24 protein-coding genes are annotated in these 23,807 nt (G+C 66.4%); 10 read left to right on the forward strand and 14 right to left on the reverse strand.

Annotated features, from left to right (window positions below):
• Nucleotides 1-14: 14 nt before the first annotated feature.
• The gene (locus AB1Z25_RS13925) at nucleotides 15-494 is read left to right on the forward strand and encodes a protease inhibitor I42 family protein (protein ID WP_486635484.1); all 480 of its coding nucleotides are present in this window, start codon (nucleotides 15-17) and stop codon (nucleotides 492-494) included.
• A gap of 181 nt (nucleotides 495-675) precedes the next feature.
• Here the strand turns inward: AB1Z25_RS13925 and AB1Z25_RS13930 are convergent, their stop codons facing one another.
• The 6 genes from AB1Z25_RS13930 to AB1Z25_RS13955 all read right to left on the reverse strand — a co-directional run bounded on the left by AB1Z25_RS13930 (nucleotide 676) and on the right by AB1Z25_RS13955 (nucleotide 5,566).
• Complete coding sequence (locus AB1Z25_RS13930) at nucleotides 676-1,455, reverse strand: PhzF family phenazine biosynthesis protein (RefSeq protein ID WP_486635485.1); 780 nt, start codon at nucleotides 1,453-1,455, stop codon at nucleotides 676-678.
• On the reverse strand, nucleotides 1,452-2,168 hold the full coding sequence (locus AB1Z25_RS13935) for a helix-turn-helix transcriptional regulator (RefSeq protein WP_107799762.1): 717 nt from the start codon (nucleotides 2,166-2,168) through the stop codon (nucleotides 1,452-1,454). Before AB1Z25_RS13935 ends, AB1Z25_RS13930 begins: the two co-directional genes overlap by 4 nt.
• 11 nt (nucleotides 2,169-2,179) lie before the next feature.
• Nucleotides 2,180-2,605, reverse strand: a complete 426-nt coding sequence (locus AB1Z25_RS13940) for a DUF2000 domain-containing protein (RefSeq protein WP_107799763.1) — start codon at nucleotides 2,603-2,605, stop codon at nucleotides 2,180-2,182.
• Nucleotides 2,598-3,143 (reverse strand): GNAT family N-acetyltransferase, encoded by a 546-nt coding sequence (locus AB1Z25_RS13945; RefSeq protein WP_231462255.1) that lies wholly within the window; start codon nucleotides 3,141-3,143, stop codon nucleotides 2,598-2,600. Before AB1Z25_RS13945 ends, AB1Z25_RS13940 begins: the two co-directional genes overlap by 8 nt.
• A gap of 95 nt (nucleotides 3,144-3,238) precedes the next feature.
• On the reverse strand, nucleotides 3,239-4,432 hold the full coding sequence (locus tag AB1Z25_RS13950) for a serine hydrolase domain-containing protein (RefSeq protein ID WP_486635486.1): 1,194 nt from the start codon (nucleotides 4,430-4,432) through the stop codon (nucleotides 3,239-3,241).
• A gap of 114 nt (nucleotides 4,433-4,546) precedes the next feature.
• The gene (locus AB1Z25_RS13955) at nucleotides 4,547-5,566 is read right to left on the reverse strand and encodes a threonine aldolase family protein (protein ID WP_107799766.1); all 1,020 of its coding nucleotides are present in this window, start codon (nucleotides 5,564-5,566) and stop codon (nucleotides 4,547-4,549) included.
• 235 nt (nucleotides 5,567-5,801) lie between these two features.
• Here AB1Z25_RS13955 and AB1Z25_RS13960 point away from each other — a divergent pair, with 235 nt between their 5' ends.
• Nucleotides 5,802-7,097 carry a hypothetical protein gene (locus tag AB1Z25_RS13960; RefSeq protein WP_486635487.1) on the forward strand — a complete coding sequence of 432 codons (1,296 nt, stop codon included), beginning with the start codon at nucleotides 5,802-5,804 and terminating at the stop codon, nucleotides 7,095-7,097.
• Nucleotides 7,098-7,268: 171 nt separating this feature from the next.
• Here the strand turns inward: AB1Z25_RS13960 and AB1Z25_RS13965 are convergent, their stop codons facing one another.
• The 4 genes from AB1Z25_RS13965 to AB1Z25_RS13980 form a co-directional block, all read right to left on the reverse strand.
• Complete coding sequence (locus tag AB1Z25_RS13965; RefSeq protein ID WP_486635488.1) at nucleotides 7,269-8,213, reverse strand: ornithine cyclodeaminase family protein; 945 nt, start codon at nucleotides 8,211-8,213, stop codon at nucleotides 7,269-7,271.
• A complete protein-coding gene (locus AB1Z25_RS13970) occupies nucleotides 8,210-9,172 on the reverse strand; it encodes a threonine/serine dehydratase (RefSeq protein WP_233246696.1) in 963 nt (320 codons plus the stop codon). Before AB1Z25_RS13970 ends, AB1Z25_RS13965 begins: the two co-directional genes overlap by 4 nt.
• Nucleotides 9,169-9,774 carry a helix-turn-helix transcriptional regulator gene (locus AB1Z25_RS13975; protein ID WP_486635489.1) on the reverse strand — a complete coding sequence of 202 codons (606 nt, stop codon included), beginning with the start codon at nucleotides 9,772-9,774 and terminating at the stop codon, nucleotides 9,169-9,171. The genes AB1Z25_RS13970 and AB1Z25_RS13975 overlap by 4 nt, the downstream gene beginning before the upstream one ends.
• 167 nt (nucleotides 9,775-9,941) lie before the next feature.
• Nucleotides 9,942-11,381, reverse strand: a complete 1,440-nt coding sequence (locus AB1Z25_RS13980; protein ID WP_486635490.1) for a PhoPQ-activated protein PqaA family protein — start codon at nucleotides 11,379-11,381, stop codon at nucleotides 9,942-9,944.
• Between the two features lie 259 nt (nucleotides 11,382-11,640).
• Between AB1Z25_RS13980 and AB1Z25_RS13985 the strand changes: the two genes are divergently transcribed.
• The 4 genes from AB1Z25_RS13985 (at nucleotide 11,641) to AB1Z25_RS14000 (ending at nucleotide 15,542) form a co-directional block, all read left to right on the forward strand.
• A complete protein-coding gene (locus AB1Z25_RS13985) occupies nucleotides 11,641-12,642 on the forward strand; it encodes a substrate-binding domain-containing protein (RefSeq protein WP_486635491.1) in 1,002 nt (333 codons plus the stop codon).
• A complete protein-coding gene (locus AB1Z25_RS13990) occupies nucleotides 12,639-13,397 on the forward strand; it encodes a hypothetical protein (RefSeq protein ID WP_486635492.1) in 759 nt (252 codons plus the stop codon). The genes AB1Z25_RS13985 and AB1Z25_RS13990 overlap by 4 nt, the downstream gene beginning before the upstream one ends.
• A 351-nt stretch (nucleotides 13,398-13,748) precedes the next feature.
• Nucleotides 13,749-14,276 carry a hypothetical protein gene (locus AB1Z25_RS13995; protein WP_486635493.1) on the forward strand — a complete coding sequence of 176 codons (528 nt, stop codon included), beginning with the start codon at nucleotides 13,749-13,751 and terminating at the stop codon, nucleotides 14,274-14,276.
• A gap of 417 nt (nucleotides 14,277-14,693) precedes the next feature.
• Nucleotides 14,694-15,542 carry a glycoside hydrolase family 16 protein gene (locus AB1Z25_RS14000; RefSeq protein ID WP_486635494.1) on the forward strand — a complete coding sequence of 283 codons (849 nt, stop codon included), beginning with the start codon at nucleotides 14,694-14,696 and terminating at the stop codon, nucleotides 15,540-15,542.
• Nucleotides 15,543-15,731: 189 nt separating this feature from the next.
• On the opposite strand, the gene AB1Z25_RS14005 is transcribed toward AB1Z25_RS14000, so the two are convergent.
• Both AB1Z25_RS14005 and AB1Z25_RS14010 read right to left on the reverse strand, forming a co-directional pair.
• On the reverse strand, nucleotides 15,732-16,361 hold the full coding sequence (locus tag AB1Z25_RS14005; protein ID WP_107799778.1) for a LysE family translocator: 630 nt from the start codon (nucleotides 16,359-16,361) through the stop codon (nucleotides 15,732-15,734).
• A 317-nt stretch (nucleotides 16,362-16,678) separates the two neighbouring features.
• On the reverse strand, nucleotides 16,679-17,125 hold the full coding sequence (locus AB1Z25_RS14010; protein WP_486635495.1) for a GNAT family N-acetyltransferase: 447 nt from the start codon (nucleotides 17,123-17,125) through the stop codon (nucleotides 16,679-16,681).
• A 200-nt stretch (nucleotides 17,126-17,325) separates the two neighbouring features.
• Here AB1Z25_RS14010 and AB1Z25_RS14015 point away from each other — a divergent pair, with 200 nt between their 5' ends.
• The 4 genes from AB1Z25_RS14015 (at nucleotide 17,326) to AB1Z25_RS14030 (ending at nucleotide 21,837) form a co-directional block, all read left to right on the forward strand.
• On the forward strand, nucleotides 17,326-17,640 hold the full coding sequence (locus AB1Z25_RS14015; protein WP_107799780.1) for a DnaJ domain-containing protein: 315 nt from the start codon (nucleotides 17,326-17,328) through the stop codon (nucleotides 17,638-17,640).
• Nucleotides 17,641-17,916: 276 nt separating this feature from the next.
• On the forward strand, nucleotides 17,917-19,365 hold the full coding sequence (locus AB1Z25_RS14020; protein WP_486635496.1) for an alkaline phosphatase: 1,449 nt from the start codon (nucleotides 17,917-17,919) through the stop codon (nucleotides 19,363-19,365).
• A 188-nt stretch (nucleotides 19,366-19,553) separates the two neighbouring features.
• Nucleotides 19,554-20,915, forward strand: coding sequence for an alkaline phosphatase (locus tag AB1Z25_RS14025; protein ID WP_486635497.1), 1,362 nt, complete (start codon nucleotides 19,554-19,556; stop codon nucleotides 20,913-20,915).
• Nucleotides 20,916-21,165: 250 nt separating this feature from the next.
• Nucleotides 21,166-21,837: a hypothetical protein gene (locus tag AB1Z25_RS14030; RefSeq protein ID WP_107799783.1), complete on the forward strand. Its 672-nt coding sequence runs from the start codon at nucleotides 21,166-21,168 to the stop codon at nucleotides 21,835-21,837.
• 105 nt (nucleotides 21,838-21,942) lie between these two features.
• On the opposite strand, the gene AB1Z25_RS14035 is transcribed toward AB1Z25_RS14030, so the two are convergent.
• Together AB1Z25_RS14035 and tssA are read right to left on the reverse strand one after the other, a co-directional pair.
• Entirely contained in the window at nucleotides 21,943-22,479 is a 537-nt protein-coding gene (locus AB1Z25_RS14035) for a GNAT family N-acetyltransferase (RefSeq protein WP_486635498.1), read from the reverse strand.
• Between the two features lie 205 nt (nucleotides 22,480-22,684).
• Complete coding sequence (gene tssA, locus AB1Z25_RS14040) at nucleotides 22,685-23,785, reverse strand: type VI secretion system protein TssA (protein WP_486635499.1); 1,101 nt, start codon at nucleotides 23,783-23,785, stop codon at nucleotides 22,685-22,687.
• Nucleotides 23,786-23,807 lie beyond the last annotated feature (22 nt).

Here is a 23,807-nt window from a genome sequence, read left to right on the forward strand (position 1 = left end):
CAGCGAGGTAAAGTATGCATAGTTTTTATAAGACGCTGATGGTCACATCTTTTTGCTTAATTCCGGCAACTTGCTTTTCTTCTGAGAAAGCGGCTCAAATGAAATCAGATTCATTCGGCTATTATGATTTAAATATTGGCGATTATTCAGCGCCAGAACAACATCACGACCTGCCTAAAGAAGGGAATGGCCATATTGAAGTCAACTTGGATCGTAATTTTTCGATTACCTTTCCTGACAATCCCTCAACAGGGGCCTCTTGGGGCTTAAGGACGCTTCCTGCGGAATTGATGTTTCTGAGTTCCAGCCACAAACCATCTGACAAATGCGGCGTCGTCAACAATGAGGGCGTGCCGCCGGTTGGATGTGGCGGGTTTACAAGCTATATATTTAAAGCGTTAGAAAAAGGAACCGGGACAGTAAGATTTGAGTATGGTCAACAGTGGAGCAAGGATGCTAAAAAAGTCATAACGGTAAAAGTCACTGTTAAATAACGGAATAGTTCCGAACGATCATCTCGGCACTATTCTCTCAGAACCTGTTTACGATCTCGGGAGCTATGGCGAGACAAGGCGAAAACGAGCGAAAAAGCGGAATGTACGCGTGATATATAAGCATTTTGAGCTTGTACTCACCTGCAATGCTTCACGAAGCGCGGCAGACATTGAACCGGCTCTAAACGTAAATCTCGCCCCTCAGATACAAGCTCGCCTGCCCCAGCAAAGCCACTTCCGCGCCTTCCACCCGGCACTCCAGGCTGCCGCGGCGCGCGCCGCCCTGGCGCGCCTGCAAGCGGGTCTTGCCCAGCACGCCGGCCCAGTACGGCGCCAGCCAGCAGTGGGCCGAGCCGGTGACCGGGTCTTCGTCGACGCCGACGCCGGGGCCGAACCAGCGGCTGACGAAATCGCAGTCCGCGCCGCGCGCGGTCACCGCCACCCCGCGCTTGGGCAAGCCGCGCAGCCGCTGGAAGTCCGGCCGCAGCGCCGCCAGCCTCGCCGCGTCGTCCAGCACCACGATGTAGTCGTCGGCGGCCAGCACCTGGCCGGCGTCCAGGCCCAGCGCCGCCAGCAGGCCGGGCGGCTCGGCGCAGGGGCGCGGCGTCACTGCGGGGAAGCGCAGTTCGATGCGCTCGCCGTCACGCCGCGCCGTCAATTCGCCGCTGCGGGTCTGGAAGACGATGCGTTCGCCGCGCCAGCCCAGCTCATGGAACAAGACCCAGGCGCTGGCCAGCGTGGCGTGGCCGCACAAATCCACCTCGGTGGTCGGCGTGAACCAGCGCAGCGCCATTCGTTCGCCGTCCGCCACCAGGAAGGCGGTCTCGGACAGATTGTTTTCCATGGCGATGGCTTGCAGCGCGGCGTCCGGCAGCCAGGCCGGCAAGGGGCACACCGCCGCCGGATTGCCGTGGAACACCGCGTCGCAGAACGCGTCCACCTGGTAGATGGGAATCTTCATGCCTTGTCCTCCCGCGCATCGCCGCGGATTTCGTCCAGATAGTTGTAGACGGTGTAGCGGCTGACGCCCAGCGCCTCCGCCGCGCGCTCCACCCCGCCTTTGACGATGAACAGGCCCTGCTCCAGCATCTGCGCCACCGCCTGTTTCTTGTCCGCCTTTTTCATCCGCGCCAGCGGCTTGCCGCCGCGCTCCAGCGCCTGGGCGATGATGTCCTGCATCGCCTCGTCCATGGCCGGCGGCTCCGGCGCGGCCGGAGGCGGCGGCGGCGCGCGGCCCACCAGCGCCTGCAGGCAGGCCAGCGCCGCTTCCAGCTGGCTGCGGTCGCTGTTCAGGCACAGCGCGGCGAAGGGTTCGCCGGCGGCGGTCTTGAAGACGGCGCTGGCGGACAGCAGCCGCCGGCCGTCGCGGCTCAGGGTGTGGTAGCCGGACACCAGCGCCGGTTCCGCGCCGCCCTGACGCATCGCCTGTTCGATGGCGGCGAAGCCGCGGTCGCCGGCCGGGCCGCCCAGGATGGCGTCCCCTAGACGGCGGCCGGACACATGGCCGTTCTCGATGGCGACGACGGAGCGCTCCGGCCGGCTCAGATCATGCAGCACCACCTCGGTGTGCGCGTCCACCATGGCCCCCACCAATTTGACCGCGGCGCTCAAGGCGCGCAGCACCGCCTGTTTTTCCGCCTGGGCCGGATCGGCCGCCGGTTTCGGGTCTTCCATGCGGCCGCCCGTCAACGGTAAAGACTGAATTTGCGCGTCAGCGCGCCCAGCGCCGCCTCGTCGCCGCACAAGGCCACGCCCCAGTATTCCAGCGCGGCGGCCGGGGTGGCCGCGGTGCGGCGCAGTTGTTCGGCGCTGCCGCCCTCGCCCATGGTGTCGGTGAAGTCGACGCAGACCACGCCGGCCTCGGCGGCGGCCTGGCGCAGCCGCTCCAGCTTGGCGGAGTTGTCCGCGCGCAGCACGATGAAGGGATCGGCCGAGATCGCCGGGTGCACGCCGCCGTCGGCGTCCACATAGTCCACGTGGTTTGCCGCCGCATCCGCGCGCCGCAGCCGGCAGGCCAGGGCCAGCGCCAGATGGCCCAGCACATTCATCGCCCGGCCCGGCTCCAGCCGCTTGTGGATCACCGCCACGTATTTGCGTTCCGCCTCACTCATCGCCGCCGTCCTCCGCCTCATGCTCCGCGCGCAACAAGGCGTAATTGGCCAGCGACAGATAGCGGCCGTCCTTCCATTCGCACTCGCGGCTGACGCCCTCCAGGGTAAAGCCGACGCTACGCAACAGTTTGCCGGAGCCCAGATTGTCCACTTCCACTTGCGCGTAGACGCGGTTGAGCGGGAAGCGGCGATAAGCCAGCCTCAGGAAACCGCGCAGGGCTTCCCGCATATAGCCGCGGCCCCAGTGTTCCGGCAGCAGCCAATAGCCCAGTTCGGCGCAATGGTGCTGTTCCGACCAGGAGCTGATGCCCACCGCGCCCAGGAAGCGCCCATCCTCCCGCGTTTCCAGCGCCAGCCACAGGCCGCTGCCGTCGGCGCGGATGTCGTCGAACCAGCGCATCTGCGCGCGGCAGTCCTCCTCGCTGGCGTAATGGATGCCGTAATGCTTGATCACTTCCGGGTGCGACAGCCCGTAAAACACATTGGGCAAATCCTCGGCGCGAAATTCGCGCAGCGCCAAGCGCTCCAATTGCAACATCGTTTCCCCTTCACGCCAGCGGCCCAAGCTCGAATCTTGCCGGGCTTGGGCCGCCACAATTCAACAATTTGTTGAAATTTACATTTTTGGTTGAATTATTGCAAGAGGGGCTCCACGCCGTAGACCGCGTCGCGCAGATCGGCGACGAAGCGTCCGGACATGCCTTCGTACAAGGTATTGGTGAAGGCCACCACGCTCAGGCCGCGCGCGCGGTCCACAAACCAGGAGTGGCCGTAAGCACCGCCCCAGCGCCAGGTGCCGGGCGATTCCGGCGAGGCGGCGGCGGCCGGATCGCGCAGCACCGAGAAGCCCAGGCCGAAACCGAAGCCGGGCATTTCCGGCAGTTCCAGCGTTCCGGTGTGATTGCGCCCCATCTCCTCCACCCACTCCGGCGGCAGCAAGGGCGCGCCGCCCTGGCGCAGCGCCTCCAGCAGGCGCAGGAAATCGTCGGCGCTGCCCACCATGCCCGCGCCGCCGGACGGATAGGCGCCGGCGTCCAGCGCCCGCTGCGGCGCAAAGCGTATGCCCACCGTGCCTTCGAACGGCGCCACAATCGCCGGCTGCTCCATCCGCCACGGTTCGGCCTCGCCGTTGACGTAGACCGCGGCCAGGCGGCCCGGCTCCAGCGCGTGAAAATCGGTGTCGTCCATGCCCAGCGGCGCTGTGACCCAGCGGCGCACCGCCTGCGGCAGCGGCTGGTCCGCCACCCGCTCCACCAGCGCGCCCAGCACGTCGGTGGCCAGCGAATAGCCCCAGGACTGGCCCGGCGTATACAGCAGCGGCACGCTGGCGATGCGGCGCAGATTCTCCGTCAGGGTGAGGCCGTCGGCGTCCATGCCGTCGGACACTCCGGCGCGGGCGTAGGGACCGTCGCCGTCCTCCTCGAAAAAGCGATAGCCCAGGCCGGCGGTATGGCTGAGCAGCTGCCGCGGCGTGATCCGCGCCGGCGCGCCGTCCGCCAGCCGCGGCCGGAATTCCGGCAGCCAACGGGCAATGTCCTCGTCCAGGTCCAGCCGCCGCCGCGCCGCCAGCGCCATCGCCGCCGTGGAAACAATGGGCTTGCTGACGGAAGCGAGCCGGAACAGCGCGTCCTCCCGCATCGGCAAGCCGGCCTCCCGGTCCGCCCAGCCGGCCGCGCGGCGGTAAGCCGGCGCGCCGTCCTTGGCCACCAACACCACCGCCCCCACCAGCCGCCGCTCGCTCAGCGCCTGTTCCAGCACCGCGTCCACCCGCGCGTCCAGGCCCGCTTCCAGGCGGCTGGGCCGCACGCCGCATTCCACATTCGACATATCGCTTCCTTTGGCTTCAAAACAGCCACCACGATAAGCGACGGCCGCGCCGGGAAAAAGCGGGCAGCGCTCCGCGCTATCGTGAGAAATTGTCCGGAATGGGAGACCGGCGCTTCAGAGACTGGCGCGTATGATGTCCGCCGCCCGCTCCACCTGCCCGCGCGTCACCAGGCTGCTGCTGATGAAGCGCACCAGATCCGGTTTCCAGGCCAGCGCCAGCACGCCCCGCTCCGCCAGCCTGGCCACCATGGCCTTGGCGTCCGCCGCTTCGATGAACACCATATTGGTCTCCACCGGGTACTTCAGCCGCGCCGCCGCGCTCAATTTGTCGCCCAGGATGCGGGCCTTGTCATTGTCTTCCTGCGTCACCTGCTGCCAGCGCCGCATCTTGTCCAGCGCGATGCCGGCCATCAGGCCGGATTGGTGCAGGCAGCCGCCGTACCATTTGCGGAAGACCTTGGCCGCCTCTATCTTGCGGGCCGGGCCGGCCAGGATGGAGCCGAAGGGCGCGCCCACGCCCTTGGAGAAGCAGAAATTCAGCATGTCCGCCGGCCCCAAGTAACGCGCCGGCGACAGGTCCAGATGGCTGCAAGCGTTGAGCACCCGCGCGCCGTCCAGGTACAGGCTCAGCCCCATTTCGTCGCACAGCGCGCGCATGCGCAGCATTTCCGCCGCCGGATAGACGATGCCGCCGTAGGTGTTGATGCTGCTTTCTATCGCCACCGCCTTGGGCTCCGCGTACAGGCTGGACCAGCGCGCCTTGGCGTGAATGGCCCGGCGCGCGTCGTCGGCGGTGAGGATGCCGTCCGCGCTGTGGTAGGGATTCAGCACCAGGCCGCTATTGGCGCTGACGGCGGAGGATTCGAAGAAATTGATGTGGTAGCCCACCTCGGTGACGATCTCGTCGCCGGGCCCGGCCAGGCAGCGCAGCCCCACTTGATTGCTCATGGTGCCTGAGGGCATGAACAAGGCCGCTTCCTTGCCGAACAAGTCCGCGCAGTAGGCTTCCAGCTCGCGCACATAGCGGTCTTCGCCGTAGCAGTCGTCGCCGATCTTGGCGAAATCCAGCGTCTCCACGTCGCTCTTGCTGACCCGCGTCAGGGTATCGCTTCTCAAATCGATGATGTCCGGCATGTCTGGCTCCGTTCGTGAACGTCGGCTGGAGGATGGCAAGCGGCGGCAAGGAAAGCGTCTGGCGAGCACGCGCGTCGGCGCCCGTCGTCCAGTCCGCGCCATTGGCGTGCCAATCAAACGCGAAGCCGATGCTAGGGGCCGGACATCAATGATTCAACACTACTTTTGATAAGGTAGCCACCGGTCGGCGCGCTAGTTATTCGTACGGAGTGCGATTTTACGCTGGAGAACTACCATGGTAGCCACGCCGCCAATCAGCGAGGCCATCATGAAAAACCTGAAATATCACGGCTTGTGGGCAGGCCTGTTGCTGCTGGACATCGCCGCGCTGTACGGGCTGTCGCTGCTGATGGCGCAGCCTTTTTCCCGCCCGCAGCACGCCAGTCATTTCGCGCTGGGCCTGCTGACCACCGCGCTGGCGGCCGCGCCGATGATCCGCTTCCTGGTCATAGGCTGGGGCGCCCGCTACGAGGAATTCCGCAACCGGCTCAACAACGGCGCGCTGATCTATTATCTGCGCCAGTTCTGGCAGCCGCGCACCGACAAACATCCGCAACTGAACGCCTGGCCGCTGCCGGAAAACGAGGAGGTGGAGGCCGCCGCCGAGCAATTGTTCGAGCAGATCTACCGCGAGCACTACGGCCGCGCCGCCTTTCTCACGCCCATGATGCTGATGCTGATCGCCACGCTGTGCATGAGCGTGCTCTACCTGCTCGCCGTCAACGGGCAGCTGGCCCTGCCCTTCGGCACCCAGATCGTCTGCGCCGCCATCGCCGGCGCCTATCTGTTCGTGGTCAGCGATATGGTGCTGAGCGTGCGCAAGCGCAGCCTCAATGTGGCGGACGTGTACTGGTACGCGCTGCGCATGATGCTGGCCATTCCCATCGGCGCGGCCGTCAGCGCCGCCGGCGACTCCGAAACCGTCTCCGCCGCGCAGACCGTGGCCGCCTTCGCCGTCGGCGCCTTTCCGATGGACTCCCTGTTCAAGCTGCTGCGCCGGCTGGTGGCGCTGAACCTGAACGCCAAGGAACAGCCGCAGGAAAACGACCAACTGATCCAGCTGGAAGGCGTGACCGCCAATATTTCCGCCGCGCTGGCGGCCGAGGGCGTCAACTCGATAGAACAATTGGTGTGCATAGACCCGGTGCTGCTCTCCATCCGCACCGGCTTTCCGTTCAAATTCGTGTTGCGGCTGGGCTCCCAGGCCATCGTCTGGCGGCACTTCGGCCAACACGCCGCCGCCCTGTCCGCCATGGGGCTGGCGGACGCGCCCGCCATCGTCACCCTCAACGAGATGCTGAAAAAAGAAGCGGGCTCGGCGCTGCGCCAGCAGGCGGACAATGTGGTCGCCGACATCGTCGCCCGCTTGCAGGCCAAGGACGGCGCCGCGCTCTCTGCCGACACCGTCAAATTCAACTTCCGCCAGGTGGGCAAGGAAAACTACACCCGCTTTCTGATGGCGGCGCAAAAACAGGGCGGCCACGCCCGGCCGCCCTTGCGGCCGGTGCACGGTTTCCCGCACGCGGCCTGAGAACCTGTTTACGATCTGCTGCGTTTCGTGAGACGCCCCACGGTGAGCACGGCTTCGAAATGCTCATGTGCCAAGAGTACATTCCGCTTTCTCAGCCGTTTTCGCCTTGTCTCGCCCTTGCTCGCGAGACGTTGAACAGACTCTGAGAACCCCTTGACGGTCAAGCGCGTCTCAGGCCTGAGCCTCCAGCACGCATTTGGCGATCTGCGCGTCCTGCACCGCCAGTCCGGTCAGGTCCGCCAGCGTGATCTCGTCCTCGCTTTGCCGGCCCGCCTGCTCGCCGGCCAGCACCCGCCCCAGCTCCGTCAAGCGTTCGCGCTCCAGCAGGCCGGCGGCCAGCGCGTGCGACACCTCGCCGTAAGCCGCGCACTGCGCGACGGAGTCCACCACGATGCGGTCCGCGGCGGCCACCCATTCCGTCTCCAGTTCCTGCTTGCCGGCGGCGTCCGCGCCCACCGCGGTGACATGGCTGCCGGGCCGCAGCCAGCCGGCCCGCAGAATGGGCCTGGCGGACGGCGTGCAGGTGACGATCAGCCGGCAGGCGCGCGCCAGCGGCTCCGCGTCCAGCGTGGTCCGCACACGGTAGCCCTCGGCTTCGAACTCGGCGGCGAAGGCCGCCAGCTCGGTCTCGGAACGCCCCCACACCCACGTCTCCCGGCATGGCGTCACCGCCTGCAAGGCGCGCAATTGCAGCCGCGCCTGCAAGCCGGTGCCGACAATGCCTATCGCCTCCACCCGGCGTGGGGCCAAGACCCGCGCCGCCAGCCTGCCGGCCAGCGCGGTGCGCCAGGCGGTGAGCCAGCCCTCGTCCCGCAACAGCGCCAACGGCGCGCCGGTGCGGGCGCAGAAGCACAGCACCAGGCCCTGATTGCTGGGCAGGCCGCGCTTGGGATTGTCGTAGAAACCGGACGACACCTTGACCGCGAACAGGCTCTCGCCCTCCACATAGCCGGATTTCACGCAGCAATCGCCATTGGCCGCGGCAAAGGCGAAATGCTGCACCGGCGGCAGTTGCGCACGGCCGGCGGAATAAGCGATGAAACCCTGGCGCAGCAGCGCTTCCGCCCGCTCCAGATCCAGCCGCGCCAGGATTTCATCCTTGTTGAAGGTTTTCATGACACCGCCTTCAAAAACTTATCCAGCACGATGTTGCGGCCGCACAGCACCACCGCCACCTTTTTGCCCTGGTAGCGCGGCGCCTGCCGCAACAGGCCGGCCAGCGCCACGCCCGCCGCGCCCTCCGTCATCCAGCGCTCGCTTTGGGCCAGCAAGCGCAGCGCCGCGCGGATCTCCGCCTCGCTGACCAGCGCGCAATGGCGGATCAAGGCCTGGCACAGCTCGAAAGTCACCGCGCCCGGCTCCACCCCGCCGGCGGTGCCGTCGGACAGGGTGTCGCCCTCGTCCACCTCGACGATGCGGCCGGCTTGCAGGCTGGCGTGCATGGTAGCCGCCGCCTCCGGCCAGCAGCCCACCAGTTCCGCGCCGGGCGCCAGGCGCCGCAAGGCCGCGCCGATGCCGGAAATCAGGCCGCCGCCGCCCACGGAGACAAAGACCGCGTCCAGCTCCGGGCACTGCTCGGCCAGTTCCATGCCCACCGTGCCCTGGCCGGCCACCACGTCCAGATCGTTGTACGGCGACACAAAGGGCAGACCCGCCCGCCGCGCCGCCTCGCCGGCGCTCAGTTCCGCCTCCAGCGCGCCGCCGTCCACCAGCTTGAGCTCCGCCCCCAGCGCGCGGATGGCGTCCAGCTTCACCGCGGCGGCGGACGCCGGCGCGTACACCGTCACCGGCACTTGCAACAGGCCGCCGGCCAAGGCCACCGCCTGGCCGTGGTTGCCGGTGGACGCGGCGATCACCCCTTCCCGCCGCGCCGCCGGGTCCAGCAGCCGCAGCTTGTTGCTGGCGCCGCGGAATTTGAAGGAGCCGGTGCGCTGCAGATGCTCGCACTTCAGATACACCTCGCAGCCGGTCAGGGCGGACAAGGCCGGGCTGTGCTCCAGCGGCGTGACCCGCGCCTGCGGGCGGATGGCCTGGTGGGCTGCGGCGATGGCGTCGAACAGGGAATCCAGTGTCATGCTTGCTCCTTCAGCTCTTTCAAATGCTTGAAAACCGTGGCGCGGCCCATGCCCAGCACATTGGCCACGTAGTTGGCGGCGTTCTTGCCGCGAAACGCGCCCTCGTGCAGCAGCGCCTCCACCAGCTCGCGCTTGTGCTCGCGGTTGAGAATGGACAGGCTCAGCTGACGCTGTTGCAGCCAGCCGTGAATGAAACGGTTGATGCGCTCCTGCCAGTCGTCCTCGAACAACAAGGCCGGCTGCGCCACCAGCTTGCTGCCGGACAGGAACAGGTCCAGCGCCGCCCGCGCGCCCTCGAACACCGAGATGTCCAGGTTCACGCACATCATGCCGAGCACGACTCCGGCGTCGTCGCGCAGCACCACGCTGATGGAACGCAGCTTGCGGCCGTCCCAGTTCAGTTTTTCGTAAGGACCGATCACCGTCGCGTCCGGCGTGTTTTCCAGTTCGTCCAGGCCGGAATCGTCGCCCAGCTCGCGCTTGGAGAAATTGTTGGCGATATAGGCCACGGACTGGGTGGCCAGGTCGTGCAGCACCACTTCGGCATAGGGATAGAACAAGGTGGCGATGGCGTCGGCGATGGACTGGTAACGGGACAGCATGGCGGCACTCGTGTTGGATCAATTAATCCAGAGTAGACCTTGAAATCCAAAATGTAAACAAAAAAATCCAGATTGGACTAAAAAATACAAAGCATGAGAAAAATAAAAGCCGGCTCAGCCGGCTTCGAGATCTGGCGCAGGCGGCCAAACCGCCCGCCCAAGCGCGATCAGCGCCCCAGTTGCAAACGCGGCGCGCCAAACGGCACCGGCTCGCCGTTGGGATAGGCGTGCGGCCACACCAAGGGCGGCGTGCTCCAGGCGAAATCCTGGCCCTCGAACTCGATGAAATAAGCCTGCCAGCCCGGCAGCGAGGCGTCCGGCTTGAACTCGAAGCGGCAGTTGCCGCGGCGGCACTGGCCTTCAATCGCCTTGGGCTGATAACGGATGCCGGAATTGAAGCGGAAATCCCGGCTCGCGGGGTTATGCGCCAGCCACAGCGTCGCCTTGCCCGCCTCGCGCTCCGCCACGCTAACGCGCAGCCGGCCGCTGGCCGGGTCCGCGTCCACCTGCGCCCGCGGCATCGGCTTGCCGGCCAGCCAGCGGCGCATGAACTGACGCAAGGCCTTGCCGATCTGATCGCCCTTCACATAGTGCGACTGATTGGGCAGATAGCGCAGCTGGGTGGGGCCGGCGAAATCCGGCAGATAGCTCCAGGCGGAATCCGGCACTGCGAAGTCGTCGCCGGAAGCGGAAATCATATACTTGCTCAAACGCGCCATGCCGGCGCGGTAATTGACCACGTCCTCGAAGCGCAACAAGGCGTCCAAACCCGGCCCTCCCTGCAGCACATCCTCGGTGATGCCGTTGCGCTGATAATCGCGCAGCGCCGCCGGCCACTGCTGGCCGTAGCTGTTGTAGACGTGGGTGAAGTTGACGCGCACGTTCCAGAAATCCGCCACCACCGGCACGATGGCGCTCACCCGCTTATCGTTCAGACCGGCCAGCCAAGCGGCCCAGCCGCGCTTGGACGCGCCGGCCACCACGAAACGCTCGCTGCCCGGCAGGCTGCGCTGCAAGGCGTCCATCGTCGCGCTCACCGCCTGCGTCATCGGCAGATGCAGGGAGCTGAAACGCTCCGCCTGCGGCTGATCCACCGTTTTGCGCCAGGTATAGGCCACCAGCGCGTCCTCGCGGCCGGCCGGCTGCTCGTCCAATTGCAAATCCTGGTTCGGCACGAAATACAGCTCGGCCACCGGCACGCCCAGATCGCGCGCCAGCGCTTCCGCCGGCAAGCGGTCCGGCAGTTTGGGCGGCTGCGCGTGATTGCTGCCGCCGTTGACGTACAGCAGCACCGGCGCGCCCGGCTTGCGCGTCAAGGGCAGGACCAGCTTGTACTGCTGCTCCCACAGCGGCGCATTGCTCCCAATGCCGCTGCCGGCTCCCGGCCATTGCTGCGACACCATCCGGTACATGCGCACCTCCACCCCGTCTTCCACCACCGAGCTGAGCAGCTCGGCCGGCTGCTGACTGGCCTTGGCCTGTTGCAGATAGTCGGCGACCACGGTGGAGACGGGCTGAACCGGCAAGGACTTGGCCGGCGCGACGGCGGGCCATGACAAGCACAACGCGGCGCAGGCGCGCAGCGCGAGGGAAAGAGAAATGTTCATCGGCGGAATGTATTAATTGTTAGAGAGTAGGTGCTAGATTTTGCAGGGATTAGGGTAAACACTCAAGCGCCACTCCACACGCCCCCGCCAAGCGTCCTTTACGGCCATGTTTCCATAACAGCCGCCGCTGCGGCAGAGCTTGGCCTGCCCCCATCATGACGACGCCCATCGATGACGAGGGTGAGGCCAAACCCCTCAAACGCATGGATAGTCCGCTCCTGCCGCCCTCCCCGCTGTGCTCTATAAAGAAGCCATATCCTTGAGCCTGGCCGCGCGGCCGGGCCTGGCCGGCGGCTTGCCGGCGCATTCATTCGACAGGCGGGGGAGCTCCATGCGGCGGCGCGCGTTTTTACTGGCATCTCTGGGCCTGCTGGCCTGGCCCCGGCTGGCGGCGGCCGCGACGAAGCCCGCGGTGACCCTGGTGCTCAAATCACTGAGAAACCCTTTCTTCAGCGTGATGACGGCCGGCGCGCGCAGGCACCACGCGCAGCACAACGGCGACTATCAGCTGACGATAGACGGGGTGCAGGGGGAGACCGACCTGGCCGGGCAGATCAAGATCGTTGAAGCCTGCATCGCCCGCCGCGAGCAGATTCTGCTGATCACGCCGGCGGACTCCCGCGCCATCATCCCGGCGCTGATCAAGGCGGTGCAAAGCGGCCTGTTGGTGATCAATCTGGACAACAAGCTGGACGACCGGGCGCTGGCCAGCCACGGCGTCAACATTCCCTTTGTCGGCCCCAGCAATTTTAGCGGCGCGCGCGCGGTGGGTGACTATGTGCTGCGGGCCTTGAAGCCGCGCAGCAAGGCGGCCATCATCGAGGGCCTGCCCGGCTCCATCAACGCCAAGGCGCGCAGCGACGGTTACCGGGAGGCGATAGCCAGCGCCAATATGACGCTGGCCGCCCTCGCCTGGGGCGATTGGGAGCGGGACGCCGGCCGGGCGGCGGCGCTGAAGCTGATGAAACAGACGCCGGACCTGGCCGCGCTCTTGTGCGGCAACGACAATATGGCGATTGGCGCGGCGCAGGCGGTGACGGAATTGAAGCGGGACGGCAAGGTCTTGATCGGCGGCTACGACAATATCCCGGAGATGGCCGCGCTGCTGGCGTCCAAGCGCATTTACGCCACCGCGGACCAGCACCCGGCCTTGCAGGCGGAGTACGCCATCCGCCTGGGGCTGGAATCCTTCAACAAGCGGCTGACGCAAAGCGAGATGCAGAGCATTGTGCGCACGCCGGTGGATCTGGTGAAGTCTTGAGCCCGCCGCCCGCGTTCAGACAGCTGGCGGCGGCGCTGGCCGGCGCCGCCTGCCTGGCCCAGGCCCAGCCGCTGCTGACCGTGGTGGCGGACGCGCATCCGCCCTATCTGACGCCGGCCCGAGACGGCCTCGGCGGCCCCTACGCCGACGCTTTCCGCTACCTGACGGCCAAGGCCGGGCTGGAGGTGGCGCTGAAAGGCGTGCCGGCCAAGCGCGCGTATTTCCTGGCCGCCGCGGAGAAGAACACCTGCGCGCTGGATGTGAACTTCGACCAGGGCAAGGCGGAAACCGTCAGCTATGTGGCCGCCATCTCGCCGGTGGTCTTGCAGGCCTACGTGGCCCGCGGCAACGCGGCGCCGTTCAAGAATCTGCGCGATATGCAGGGCATGACCCTGGGCACGGTGGACATCGCGGAAGCGCGCGATCTGCTCAGTTCCGCCCAACTGAGCTACATCCCCATCGCCAAACCGGCGCTGGGTTTCAAAATGCTGGCGGCCAAGCGGCTGGAGGTCTTCGTCAGCGACACCCCGCCCGCGCCGGAGGACGGCCCGCCACCGCGCAAGGCGCTGGCGCTGACGCCGGCCGAGCGCTGGCTGATCTGCCATCCGGACACGCCGCCGGCGATTCTGGCCAAGCTCAGGCAGGCTTTGCGCGCCGGCTTGTTCGCCAAGGAAACGGCCTTCATCTGGGACAAATACCGGCTGCACGGCTTGTTCCTGGAAACCCAGGCCGCCTGGGAGCGGAGCCGCCAGTAGGACGCCCTTCCCGGCAAGCCGGGCCGAGGCGGGGCCTTGCGGCTGAGACGGCGGCTTGGCGCATGGCCGGCCTCAGCCGCCCCGGAATATCGCCCAAGCACTCCTCTCCCTCACCGCCCCGCGCGGAAGTCGTTCTCAAGGCCGCGCCACCGACGCCGGACGCCTCCTCAGCCAGGCTTCGGCGCACAGCGCTCGCCCGCCACCTGTCCCAAAGCGCAGGCATCATTAATGCCTTTTGCATTAATCTTCAACGATAAATCGCGTCATGCCCTGTTGGCGCAATAACTTACAGCCGCCCGCTTTTAAAAAACCCCATCGGGCCTGCGCGCCCGACGTTTTCAGGATTCCCTCATGTCCAATCGCCTCCTCCCAATCTGTTCCGGCGCCGCGCTGACAGCGCTAACCCTATGCCTGTTGTCCGCTGCGCCGGTTCAGGCGGCGGATTGCCGCGTCACCCCGGATGTGAACGCCAGCGTCAAATCCATGGCGGACAACACCGCGATGGAAGGCCATGTCAGCATCCATATCCACGGCCAGCCCACCCAGGCGGGCAAATCGCAGTTCGACAGCTGGGACCAGTTCAAGGCCGCCTTCACCACCTGGCAGGGTTATCCCGGGCCCAAAGGCCCCAAACCGGCCATATGCGGCACCCGGGCGGCGGAGTCCGATTGCGTGCCGGAGGGCACCCTCTATCCCAAGGGCTGGCCCGGCGCGCTGCCCAGCACTTGCAAGGAGGTGAACGCGGCCGGAGTCTGCACCCTGTCCACCCCGTTTCCCGCAGGGCAGCCCATTTTCCTGTCATTCCGCTACGCCAAGAACAGCAAGGGCAAGTGGATCCTGAATACCGCCTATCCCAGCCTGAACTCGAATTGCTCCTAAGAACCTGTTCACGATCTACTGCGCTGCGGCGATACCGCGTTAAAAACAAGCTCAAAATGCTCATGTACCACGTGTACATTCCGCTTTTTCGCTCGTTTTTGCCTTGTCTCGCTCTTGCTCGCGAGATCGTGAACAGGCTCTAAGACCCGCTAACAAAACCCCTGATCCCGCGTTGCGCCTCCTTGTCGTACGACTTGTACTGCCTGCGTCGGCGCGCCTTGGCTCAGGTTCTCTGCGAGCTTTTGTTAGCGGCTCTAAGCAGCGGTTCAATGTCTGCCGCGCTTCAGCGATACGGCGTTGAACAGGCTCTAAGCCGCGGGCCTGGCCGCGCTTGGTAAAACTGCCAAGCGCGGCCGCGCTGCGCCGCTCTCGCTTCCGGCTATGCTGGGCGCTCGACAAACTCGCGCGAGATGAGCGATGAAAAGCAAGATGGCGGCAGCCGCCGCGATTACGGCGCTGCTGAGCGGCGGCGCAGCCGCGGCCAATTGGCAGTTGGCGTGGCAGGACGAATTCAACGGCGCGGCGCTGGACGGCGCCAAATGGCGGCTGGAATCCGGCCCCGGCCCGTGGGGCCTGCATGAGCTGCAGTACTACACCGCCGGAGACAATGTGGCCGTGCGCGACGGCGCGCTGCATATCGCCGCGCGGCGGCAGGCTTACGGCGGCCGCGACTATACCTCGGCGCGCCTGCGCAGCCAGGCCGCCTGGCGCTACGGCCGGATCGAGGCGCGCATCAAGCTGCCTTACGGCCAGGGCATGTTTCCGGCGTTCTGGATGCTGAACCAGCGCTGGGATCAGCCCGCGCATTACGGCGAGATCGACATCCTGGAAATGGTGGGCAGCGAGGCCGGCGCGGAAAACGCCACCGTCTGGGGCAGCGCGCACCGGCCCAAGCCCGGCGCGCCGGCCGGGACGGTGCAAACGGCGTCGGCCTCCTATGTCACGCCGGATCTGGGCTGGTTCAACGACCGTTTCCACGATTTCGCCGTGGAGTGGTCGCCGGCGGCGATCCGCTACTTCGTCGACGGCCGACTCTATCAGACGGTGACGATGAAAACCGACGGCGGCGACGGCTGGAGCGCCTTGCAAGAACCGGCCTTCATCGTGCTGAATCTCGCGGTGGGCGGGGATTGGGCCGGCGCGCCGGACGCGTCCACGCGCTGGCCGCAGGAGATGGTGGTGGACTATGTGCGGGTGTACCGGGACGCCGCCGAACCCGCCGCGCGCCGTCGGGCGCCGGCGTCGGCCGCCTCGCCGCTGCGTTGAGCCCTCATCCCGCTGTCACGGCGGCGGATATATTGGCCGGAGGGTTCAGGAACAAGTCCTCCCCTCCTTTGTATCTATCGATGTCCTCTTGCCGCCCCCAGGGGCGGCTTTTTGTCGCGCCCGGCGATAGGCCCACATAAAAAAACCCGCCGGATTCGGCGGGTTTTCCGTGGCGGCAAAGCGGCGCGCTCAGCTCATATCGCTGCGGCGGTACAGGCTGAGGCCGATGGCCAGCACCGCCAGCATGCCGGCGCAGCTGCGGTTGATCCAGCCCATCACGCGGGCGGAGAAGGTGCGCATCGCGTGGCGGCCGCCGTAGGCGTAGATGAACATCATCACGCAGTCCACGCTGGCGGTGACCACGGCCAGAATCATGTATTGCGGCACCGCCGGCTGATCCTGGCGGATGAACTGCGGCAGGAAGGCGGTGAAGAACAGCAGGCCCTTGGGGTTGGACAGGCCCACCACCAGGGAACGCAAAAACGTGCCGCGGCCGCTGGCCTCGCCGCTCTGGGCGCTGGCGGCCAGCGCCTGGGTGGGCGCGCGCCACATCATCCAGGCCAGGTAGACCAGATAGGCGGCGCCGCCCCATTTGACGATGGAAAACAGTTGTTCCGACGCTTGCAGCAAGGCACCCAGGCCGCAGCCCACGGCGGCGATCAGCAGCAGATCGGACAGCACCGCGCCGGCAAAGCCGTAGCTGGCGATGCGCATGCCGTGGCTGGCGCCGTTGTTGAGCGCCAGCAGCATGGACGGACCGGGGGTGATCATCACGGCGCTGACGGCGACGATGTACAGCAATAAGGTGGCGAAACTCATTCAAAACTCCAGGACGGCTATCATCTATGACTTGGCGCGGCCACCCGGAAACAGTCGACGACGACGGCGCGCGAAACGCGGCGTCTTGGCATGAAGCAGGGAACTGGGTAATGCGGACAGGGGCGGCAAACAACGCAGAGCCGGCATCATAATATAAAAGCCGGCGCGGCTGTAGTGGCATATTGGCTTATGCTTATGCGCTTAAAGAAGAAGCGCTCCCTCTTTACCTGCCCGCCACGCGCCTCCGGACGCCCGGGAACGCGCGTATCCGGCACGCCCCCGGCCTCTTCAGTCTCGTCGCCGGAGGCGCGCCTCGCTCAGCCCTCGCGCCGCTTTTCGTACAACAGGTCCCCGCCCTCGGCCGGGCCGGCCTGCCGCCAGCCCTGGCGCTGATAAAAGCCGTTGGCGCGGATGGCCGCGTCGCCGTCGGTCGTCAGCCGGATCACCGGATGGCGTTGAAACAGCGCGGCCTCGGCCTGGCTCAGCAGTTGCCGGCCCAGGCCCAGGCCCTCGAACGCCGGCTTGATGAACAAGGCGAACACTTCGCCGGCGTCCAGGTCCGCCATGGCGAAGCCGGCCGGCTGGCCGTCCTGCTCCGCGATCCAGGCGCAGGGCGCGGCGGCGATGGTTTCGGCGATGGTCTCGGGCGTGATGCCCAGGTCGGCCAGTTGCTCGATGGAAAGGTGGTTTTGCCGGACGCTGGTGCGGATGTCGAACAGCGCGGCGATGTCGCCGCGGACGGCCGGACGGATGGTGGAACTCATACGCTTCCTTGCGGGCCGCCTCCTCCCCGGATCGGCAGGCGGCTCTAAATTAAAGAACATAACCGGGCCGGGTGGGACCGCCCGCCGGCGGCATAGTTCACCCACCGCGGCCCCGCGCCGGGAACCAGCGTCCGGCCAGCCGCTCCATATTGCTATTCCGTCCGCAAGCGCGGGCGGCCCTCTGCCAAGGAACCGTGTCGATGCGATTGATTGCGCTGCTGTTGTTTGCCCTGCTGGCCTACTGGCTGATCCGCCGGGCGCTGAGCCCGACGCGGCCGGACGCCCCGCCGTCCGGCGCCGTCTCCGAGACCGAGCGCGCCTGCCAGGTGCTGCAAGTCGCCTGGCCCTGCTCCGCGGAAGAACTGAAAGCCGCTTATCGGGCGCGGATGGCGGAATACCATCCGGACAAGGTCAGCGCTCTGGGCCTGGAGCTGCGCGAACTGGCGGAACGCAAGAGCAAGGACATCAACGCCGCCTATCAGCGGCTGCTGCCGCTGTGCGCCGACCGGCGCTAAGAACCTGTTTACGATCTCGCGAGCTAAAGCGAGACAAGGCGAAAACGGCTGAGAAAGCGGAATGTACAAATGCTACATGAGCATTTCGAAGGTGTGCTCACCGTGTAAGGCTCCACGACGCGCAGCAGATCGTAAACAGGTTCTAAGCGCGCCCCGCCAACGCCGGCCCCGCCTCGCCGGTTGACCCCGCAACAAAATCTTCATCAAACCCTCTCCTGGCCGAAACATGCGCCCACTATGCTGTGCCGGTTTTTTTCATGCCCGGAACATAACATCATGCGCATCCTCAGCCTGACCCTGGCCGTGACGGCCGCCATCGGCCTGGCCGCCTGCGGCAGCAGCGGCGGCACCGCCAGCGGCTCCGCCAACAACAACCAGGGCCTCCGTCCCGCCGCCAAGAACGTGATCTTCTTCCTGGGCGACGGCATGGGCATCAACACCACCACCGCCGCCCGCATCTACTCCGTGGGCGAAGACGGCGAGCTGACCATGGACACGCTGCCGGAGAGCGGCTTTGTCAAAACCTTCTCCAACGACGCCCAAGTCACCGACAGCGCGCCGTCCATGTCCGCCTACATGACCGGCGTGAAGATGAACAACGAAGTCATCTCCATGTCCACCGACACCCAGGCCAAATCCCCCACCGCGGACTTCACCTCCAACTGCGGCAGCGGCAACGGCCAGCCGGTCAGCACCCTGCTGGAGCTGGCCAAGGCCGGCGGCAAGGCCACCGGCGTGGTCACCACCACCCGCGTCACCCACGCCACCCCGGCGGCCACTTACTCCCACGTTTGCCACCGCGACGCCGAATCCGACATCGCCGCCCAATTGGTGCCGGGCGGCGCGCTGTTCAACGCCAAGCTGCAAGACGGCGTGGATGTGGTCTTCGGCGGCGGCCGCCAGTTCTTCCTGCCCAAGGCCGCCGGCGGCAAGCGCGCCGACGGCCGCGATCTGGTGGCGGAGCTCAAAGCCAAGGGCTACGGCTACACCGCGGACAAAACCGGCTTCAACGCGCTGGACCCGGCCAAGACCACCCGCGCCGTGGGCCTATTCACCAGCAGCCACATGAGCTACGACCTGGACCGCGACGCCTCCAAGGAACCCAGCCTGGCCGAGATGACCGCCAAGGCCATCTCCATGCTGGCGGACCGCAAGGACAAGCAAGGCTTCTTCCTGATGGTGGAAGGCGGCCGCATCGACCACGCGCTGCATGAAACCACCGCCAAGAAAGCGCTGCAGGACACCGTGGCCTTCGATCAGGCGATCAAGACCGCCATCGATGCGATGAAACAGCGCGATCCGGACCTGAAAAACACCCTGATCGTGGTGACCGCGGACCACGACCACACCCTGGTGCTCAACGGCTACGCCCAGCGCACCGGCAAGACCACGGCCGGCAACCCCGGCGTGCTGGGCCTGGTGAAGAACTACAGCAACGGCAGCCTGGCCACCGACGCCGACGGCATGCCCTATTCCATCATCGGTTTCGGCAACGGCGAAAACCGCGTCAACGGCAACCGCAACGCCGCCGCCGCGCTGACCGACGCCGTGGTGTCCGCCAACGACTACCACCAGGAAGCGGCGGTGCGCATGCCGGCCGGCGGCGAAACCCACGGCGGCACCGATGTTTACATCGGCGCCATCGGCCAGGGTTCGGACGCCTTCCACGGCTTCCTGGAAAACATCGACGTGTTTGGCCTGGTGAAGAAAGCGGCCGCGCTCTGAGACCCTGTTTACGATCTCGCGAGCAAGGGCGAGACAAGGCGAAAGCGGCTGAAAAAGCGGAGTGTACACACGGTACACGAGCATTTTGAAGACATTTTCAACGCCGTATCGCTGACGCGCAGCAGACCGTAAACAGGTTCTGAGCCGCCGCCCCCAAACGCTACACAAACCCATACAAGAGAACCGCAATGAAACCGATGATGAAACCGCTGCTCAGCGTCGCCGCGCTGGCCGCCGCCCTGCACGCGCTGCCGGCCCAGGCCGCGGGCGAAGCCAAGAACGTGATCTTCTTCCTGGGCGACGGCATGGGCCCCACCACCGTCACCGCCTCGCGCATCTACAAATACGGCGAAGCCGGCAAGCTGAACATGGAACAGCTGTCCCGCACCGCCCGCGTCAAGACCTTCTCCAACGACGCGCAAACCACCGACAGCGCGCCGTCCATGTCCGCCTATATGACCGGCGTGAAGATGAACAACGAAGTCATCTCCATGTCCGCCGACACCCGCGCCATCGACCCCAATAGCAACGGCACCGGCAATTGCGGCAGCGGCAACGGCCAGCCGGCGACCACCCTGCTGGAACTGGCCAAGGCCAAGGGCAAGGCCATCGGCGCGGTGACCACCACCCGCGTCACCCACGCCACCCCGGCCGCCACTTACTCCCACGTCTGCCACCGCGACGCCGAATCCGACATCGCCGCCCAGGCGGCGCCGGGCGGCGTCGGCTACAACGCCAAGCTGGGCGCCGGCCTGGACGTGCTGATGGGCGGCGGCGGCAAATTCTTCCTGCCCACCGCCTCCGGCGGCAAGCGCCCGGACGGCCGCAATCTGCTGACCGAAATGCAGGCCAAGGGCTACACCCTGGTGAGCAGCGGCAGCGAGCTGGCCGCCTTCAACCCGCAGTCCGGCAACAAACTGCTGGGCATCTTCAACAAGGACCACATGGACTATGAGCTGGACCGGGTGAAGAACAGCCTGAACCAGCCCAGCCTGGCCGACATGACCGCCAAGGCCATCGACACCCTGTCCCGCAACGGCAACGGCTATGTGCTGATGGTGGAAGGCGGCCGCATCGACCACGCGCTGCACGGCACCAACGCCAAGCGCGCGCTGGAAGACACCATCGCCTTCGACAACGCCATCAAGACCGCGCTGGCCAAGGTGGACCTGAACAACACCCTGATCGTGGTCACCGCGGACCATGACCACACCATGACCATCAACGGCTACGCCAAGCGCGGCAACCCCATCCACGACATCGTGCGCGGCTACGCCGACGGCAAGGAATCCAAGGACGCGGACGGCGCCACTTACACCGCGCTGGTGTTCGGCAACGGCCCCAACCGCAAGGCCAGCCGCGTGTCGGTGGACTCCGCCACCGCGATGGGCGACGACTACCAGCAGGAAACCGGCATCCGCCTGTCCAGCGAAACCCACGGCGGCGGCGACGTGATGCTGATGTCCGGCGGCGCCGGCTCCAAGGGCTTCAAGGGCGTGATGGACAACACCAAGGTGTTCGGCCTGGTGAAAAGCGCGCTGGGCCTGTAAGAACCTGTTTACGATCTGCTGCGCGTCGTGAAGCGTTGCACGGTGAGTACCAGCTCAAAATGCTCATGTACCACGTGTACATTCCGCTTTTTCACTCGTTTTCGCCTTGTCTCGCTCTAGCTCGCGAAATCGTAAACAGGCTCTAAACCCCCGCGCCGGCGCCGCTACAGGCCCGGCGCGGCCGTCCCGGATGCACCCCATTCGGCTTGCCCACGGGCAAGCCTACTTTTACGCACGAAGAAAGACCGCGATGAAAATCCTGCTGCCGCTGGCCCTGCTGGCCCTGTCCCCGGCGCTGCGCGCCGCCGCGCCGGATCTGGTGGCCACCATCCGCTATGAAACCGTCACCATCGGCAAGGACGGCGTGGAAAAAACCATACGCTATCGGGAAAAACTGACCCGCCAGGGCAAGCACGTCTGGCGCGAACGGCTGAACGCCCCCGCCGACGACCACGATCACGACGACGGCCACGGCCATGAGGACGGCCACGACCACATCGACTACGCCGCCGCCAGCCGCCACGTCTGGCTGGACGCCAAAGGCCAGCCGCGGCTGGAGTTCGCCCTGCCGCAACAGCGGCTGCTGGTGCAAGTGGGGCAGCGCGAATGGAGCGACGTGGGCTTCGACGGCTCCTGGATCCTGGCCAGCCAGCTGGTGGACATTGAAAAACTGAAAGGCTTCACCGTCAGCCCCGGCGCGGACGGCAGCCGCTGGTATCGCAAAACCGCCAAGGGCCACAGCAAGCAATTGCAATGGAGCGCGCGCTGGGCGATGCCGCTGCGGGTGGAGTCGCGTTCGCAGGACGGCCGCCATCGCGAAAGCATGCGCGTGGAGATCCGCCCGCTGGCCGCCGGCCAGCCGCTGCCCTGGGCGCAAACCGGGCGGCTGCGCGGCAAGGACTATATGGACACGCTGGACTGAGTCCTTGCCCGCGCCGTCCTTCCGGGCCAGGCATCCTGGCCTTGGAGTCCGTTCGCGGTCCGCTGCGCGCCATGCGAGCAAGCCGCTTTCCCAAGCGGCCTCGCCCTAGCTCGCGGGAGCGTGAACGCGCTCCAGCAGCTGGCAGGGCCAGCCGTCCACATCGAATGCGGCGATGCGCTCATAACCGCAGGACTCGTAAAAACGCGCCAAGGCTCCCGTGCCCCCGCCATAGCAATCCACGCGCAAGCGCTTGACGCCGGCCAGCCTCGCCTGTTCGTCCGCGAAAGCCATCAAACGCCGGCCGACGCCCCGCGCGCCGGAGCGGCGGGAGGCGACCAGCAAGCGCACGTAGATTTCGGGCTCCGTCGCGGCCGGCGCATAGGGCATGGCCTCCCCCAGCACCAGGGCGGCCAACACGGCGCCGCCTTCCTCCTCCGCCACCCACGCTCCCGGCAGCGAGCACGCCTCGACCACCCGCGCCACTTGTCGCGGCTGGCTTGACCACGGCTCGCTTCCCCATTGCTCCGCGTTGCCCATGGCGACGAACCAGGCGATGATTTCATCGAAAATTTTCAATACCGCGAGCGCGTCGGCCGCGCTCGCGCGGCGGATGATCAGCCCCTTCCACTCCACATTCGCCATCTGGCCGTCCTTCACTGAATGCCCGTCAAGCGGGAGGCGGCTTCTCCGCCTCAAGCCCCGTTTTTAAACGCCTGCTCAAAGCCTCGCGCACAAGGGCGAGATAAGGCGAAAACAAGCGAAAAAGCGAAGTGTACAAGAGGCAATGAGCATGTTGAGCTTGTTCTCAACACCGTATTCCCGACGCGCAGCAGATCGTAAACAGGTTCTAAGGCAACACCCCCAGCAGGGACCACAGCCGCCGCGCCTCGGCGTCGCTGTCTATCAGCTCCGCCAGCAGCTCCCGCAAAGGCTTCTCCCCCCACTCCACCGCGCGGTAGATCAGATAGGGCACCGGGCTGTGCGGCTCGGTGCGCGCCAGATAATCGGCGATGCCGCGCAACTGGCGGTAAGCGTCCTCCCGCCCCTGCGGCTCGCGCTGGGCGAAAACGGGCGCGGACGCCGGCGGCGGCGCGCCGTGGCCGGCTTCGGCCAGGGCCGGCGGCGCGGCGGTTTCGCCCTGGTCGACGGCGGCGGCTTCCGGCTCCGGCGGCGGGCCGGGATGCAGGACGGCCAGCTCCTGCAAGGCTTGCGCCGCCTGCTCCAGCGTCTGGCTCAAGGGAGCGTAGGACGGTGCGTCCGCGCCCATGCGTTCGTCGCACCAGGTCTGCAGCCGCGCCAGCCATTGCCGGCTGCGCGCCAGCGCGCCGCGGCTCTCCTCCAGCGCGGCCGGCGGCAGCGCGCGCACCCAGTCGTTCAGCTTCTGCTGCTCGTGGCGCGCCTGTTCGCGCTCCAGCTTGCCCTCGTCGCCGCCGGCCAGCAGCCGGCGGTTGAGGTCCTGCCACTGCCGCAGGGTCAGCGGCTGCCGCTCCTGCGGCGGCGGCGCGTTCAGCAAGGGCACCTGGGCCGCCAGCGTGGCGGCGTAGGTTTTGGCCAGCCATTCCAGCGGGCCGGTGCGAAAACTCAGATCGTCTTGCTGCGGCAAGGGGTGCAGGCTGTCCCAGTACTGCTCGCAGCACTGCGCGCTCAACGCCAGCGCCGCTTCCAGGCCGGGCAGGCCCAGCAGGTGCAGCCAGGATTCCCCCAGCCAGCCGGCCACCATCAAATCCTTGCTGCGCTCGGCCAGCAGCGCGGAGGCGAGGCGCTCCACGCCGGACCAGTCCGCGCGTTTCAAATCGCTTTCCCAGATGCCGGCGGGTAGGCTGGGATCGTCCTCGCGCCGCAGTTCGCGCAGTTGGTCGTATTCCGGCGCGTAGCGCAGCGGCTCGCCGCCGGGATTGTCCGCGGCGATGGGTTGCAACAGGGTTTCCAGACGCGACATGGCGCTCATGGCCGTTTCCTCAAGGTGTTCA

This window comes from Chromobacterium sp. HL1, from assembly GCF_057418835.1.

Coding starts and splice junctions, on each gene's coding strand:
- AB1Z25_RS13925 (WP_486635484.1), top strand. CDS start 15: ATGCATAGTTTTTATAAGACGCTGATGGTCACATCTTTTTGCTTAATT.
- AB1Z25_RS13930 (WP_486635485.1), bottom strand. CDS start 1,455: ATGAAGATTCCCATCTACCAGGTGGACGCGTTCTGCGACGCGGTGTTC.
- AB1Z25_RS13935 (WP_107799762.1), bottom strand. CDS start 2,168: ATGGAAGACCCGAAACCGGCGGCCGATCCGGCCCAGGCGGAAAAACAG.
- AB1Z25_RS13940 (WP_107799763.1), bottom strand. CDS start 2,605: ATGAGTGAGGCGGAACGCAAATACGTGGCGGTGATCCACAAGCGGCTG.
- AB1Z25_RS13945 (WP_231462255.1), bottom strand. CDS start 3,143: ATGTTGCAATTGGAGCGCTTGGCGCTGCGCGAATTTCGCGCCGAGGAT.
- AB1Z25_RS13950 (WP_486635486.1), bottom strand. CDS start 4,432: ATGTCGAATGTGGAATGCGGCGTGCGGCCCAGCCGCCTGGAAGCGGGC.
- AB1Z25_RS13955 (WP_107799766.1), bottom strand. CDS start 5,566: ATGCCGGACATCATCGATTTGAGAAGCGATACCCTGACGCGGGTCAGC.
- AB1Z25_RS13960 (WP_486635487.1), top strand. CDS start 5,802: ATGGTAGCCACGCCGCCAATCAGCGAGGCCATCATGAAAAACCTGAAA.
- AB1Z25_RS13965 (WP_486635488.1), bottom strand. CDS start 8,213: ATGAAAACCTTCAACAAGGATGAAATCCTGGCGCGGCTGGATCTGGAG.
- AB1Z25_RS13970 (WP_233246696.1), bottom strand. CDS start 9,172: ATGACACTGGATTCCCTGTTCGACGCCATCGCCGCAGCCCACCAGGCC.
- AB1Z25_RS13975 (WP_486635489.1), bottom strand. CDS start 9,774: ATGCTGTCCCGTTACCAGTCCATCGCCGACGCCATCGCCACCTTGTTC.
- AB1Z25_RS13980 (WP_486635490.1), bottom strand. CDS start 11,381: ATGAACATTTCTCTTTCCCTCGCGCTGCGCGCCTGCGCCGCGTTGTGC.
- AB1Z25_RS13995 (WP_486635493.1), top strand. CDS start 13,749: ATGTCCAATCGCCTCCTCCCAATCTGTTCCGGCGCCGCGCTGACAGCG.
- AB1Z25_RS14000 (WP_486635494.1), top strand. CDS start 14,694: ATGAAAAGCAAGATGGCGGCAGCCGCCGCGATTACGGCGCTGCTGAGC.
- AB1Z25_RS14005 (WP_107799778.1), bottom strand. CDS start 16,361: ATGAGTTTCGCCACCTTATTGCTGTACATCGTCGCCGTCAGCGCCGTG.
- AB1Z25_RS14010 (WP_486635495.1), bottom strand. CDS start 17,125: ATGAGTTCCACCATCCGTCCGGCCGTCCGCGGCGACATCGCCGCGCTG.
- AB1Z25_RS14015 (WP_107799780.1), top strand. CDS start 17,326: ATGCGATTGATTGCGCTGCTGTTGTTTGCCCTGCTGGCCTACTGGCTG.
- AB1Z25_RS14020 (WP_486635496.1), top strand. CDS start 17,917: ATGCGCATCCTCAGCCTGACCCTGGCCGTGACGGCCGCCATCGGCCTG.
- AB1Z25_RS14025 (WP_486635497.1), top strand. CDS start 19,554: ATGAAACCGATGATGAAACCGCTGCTCAGCGTCGCCGCGCTGGCCGCC.
- AB1Z25_RS14030 (WP_107799783.1), top strand. CDS start 21,166: ATGAAAATCCTGCTGCCGCTGGCCCTGCTGGCCCTGTCCCCGGCGCTG.
- AB1Z25_RS14035 (WP_486635498.1), bottom strand. CDS start 22,479: ATGGCGAATGTGGAGTGGAAGGGGCTGATCATCCGCCGCGCGAGCGCG.
- tssA (WP_486635499.1), bottom strand. CDS start 23,785: ATGAGCGCCATGTCGCGTCTGGAAACCCTGTTGCAACCCATCGCCGCG.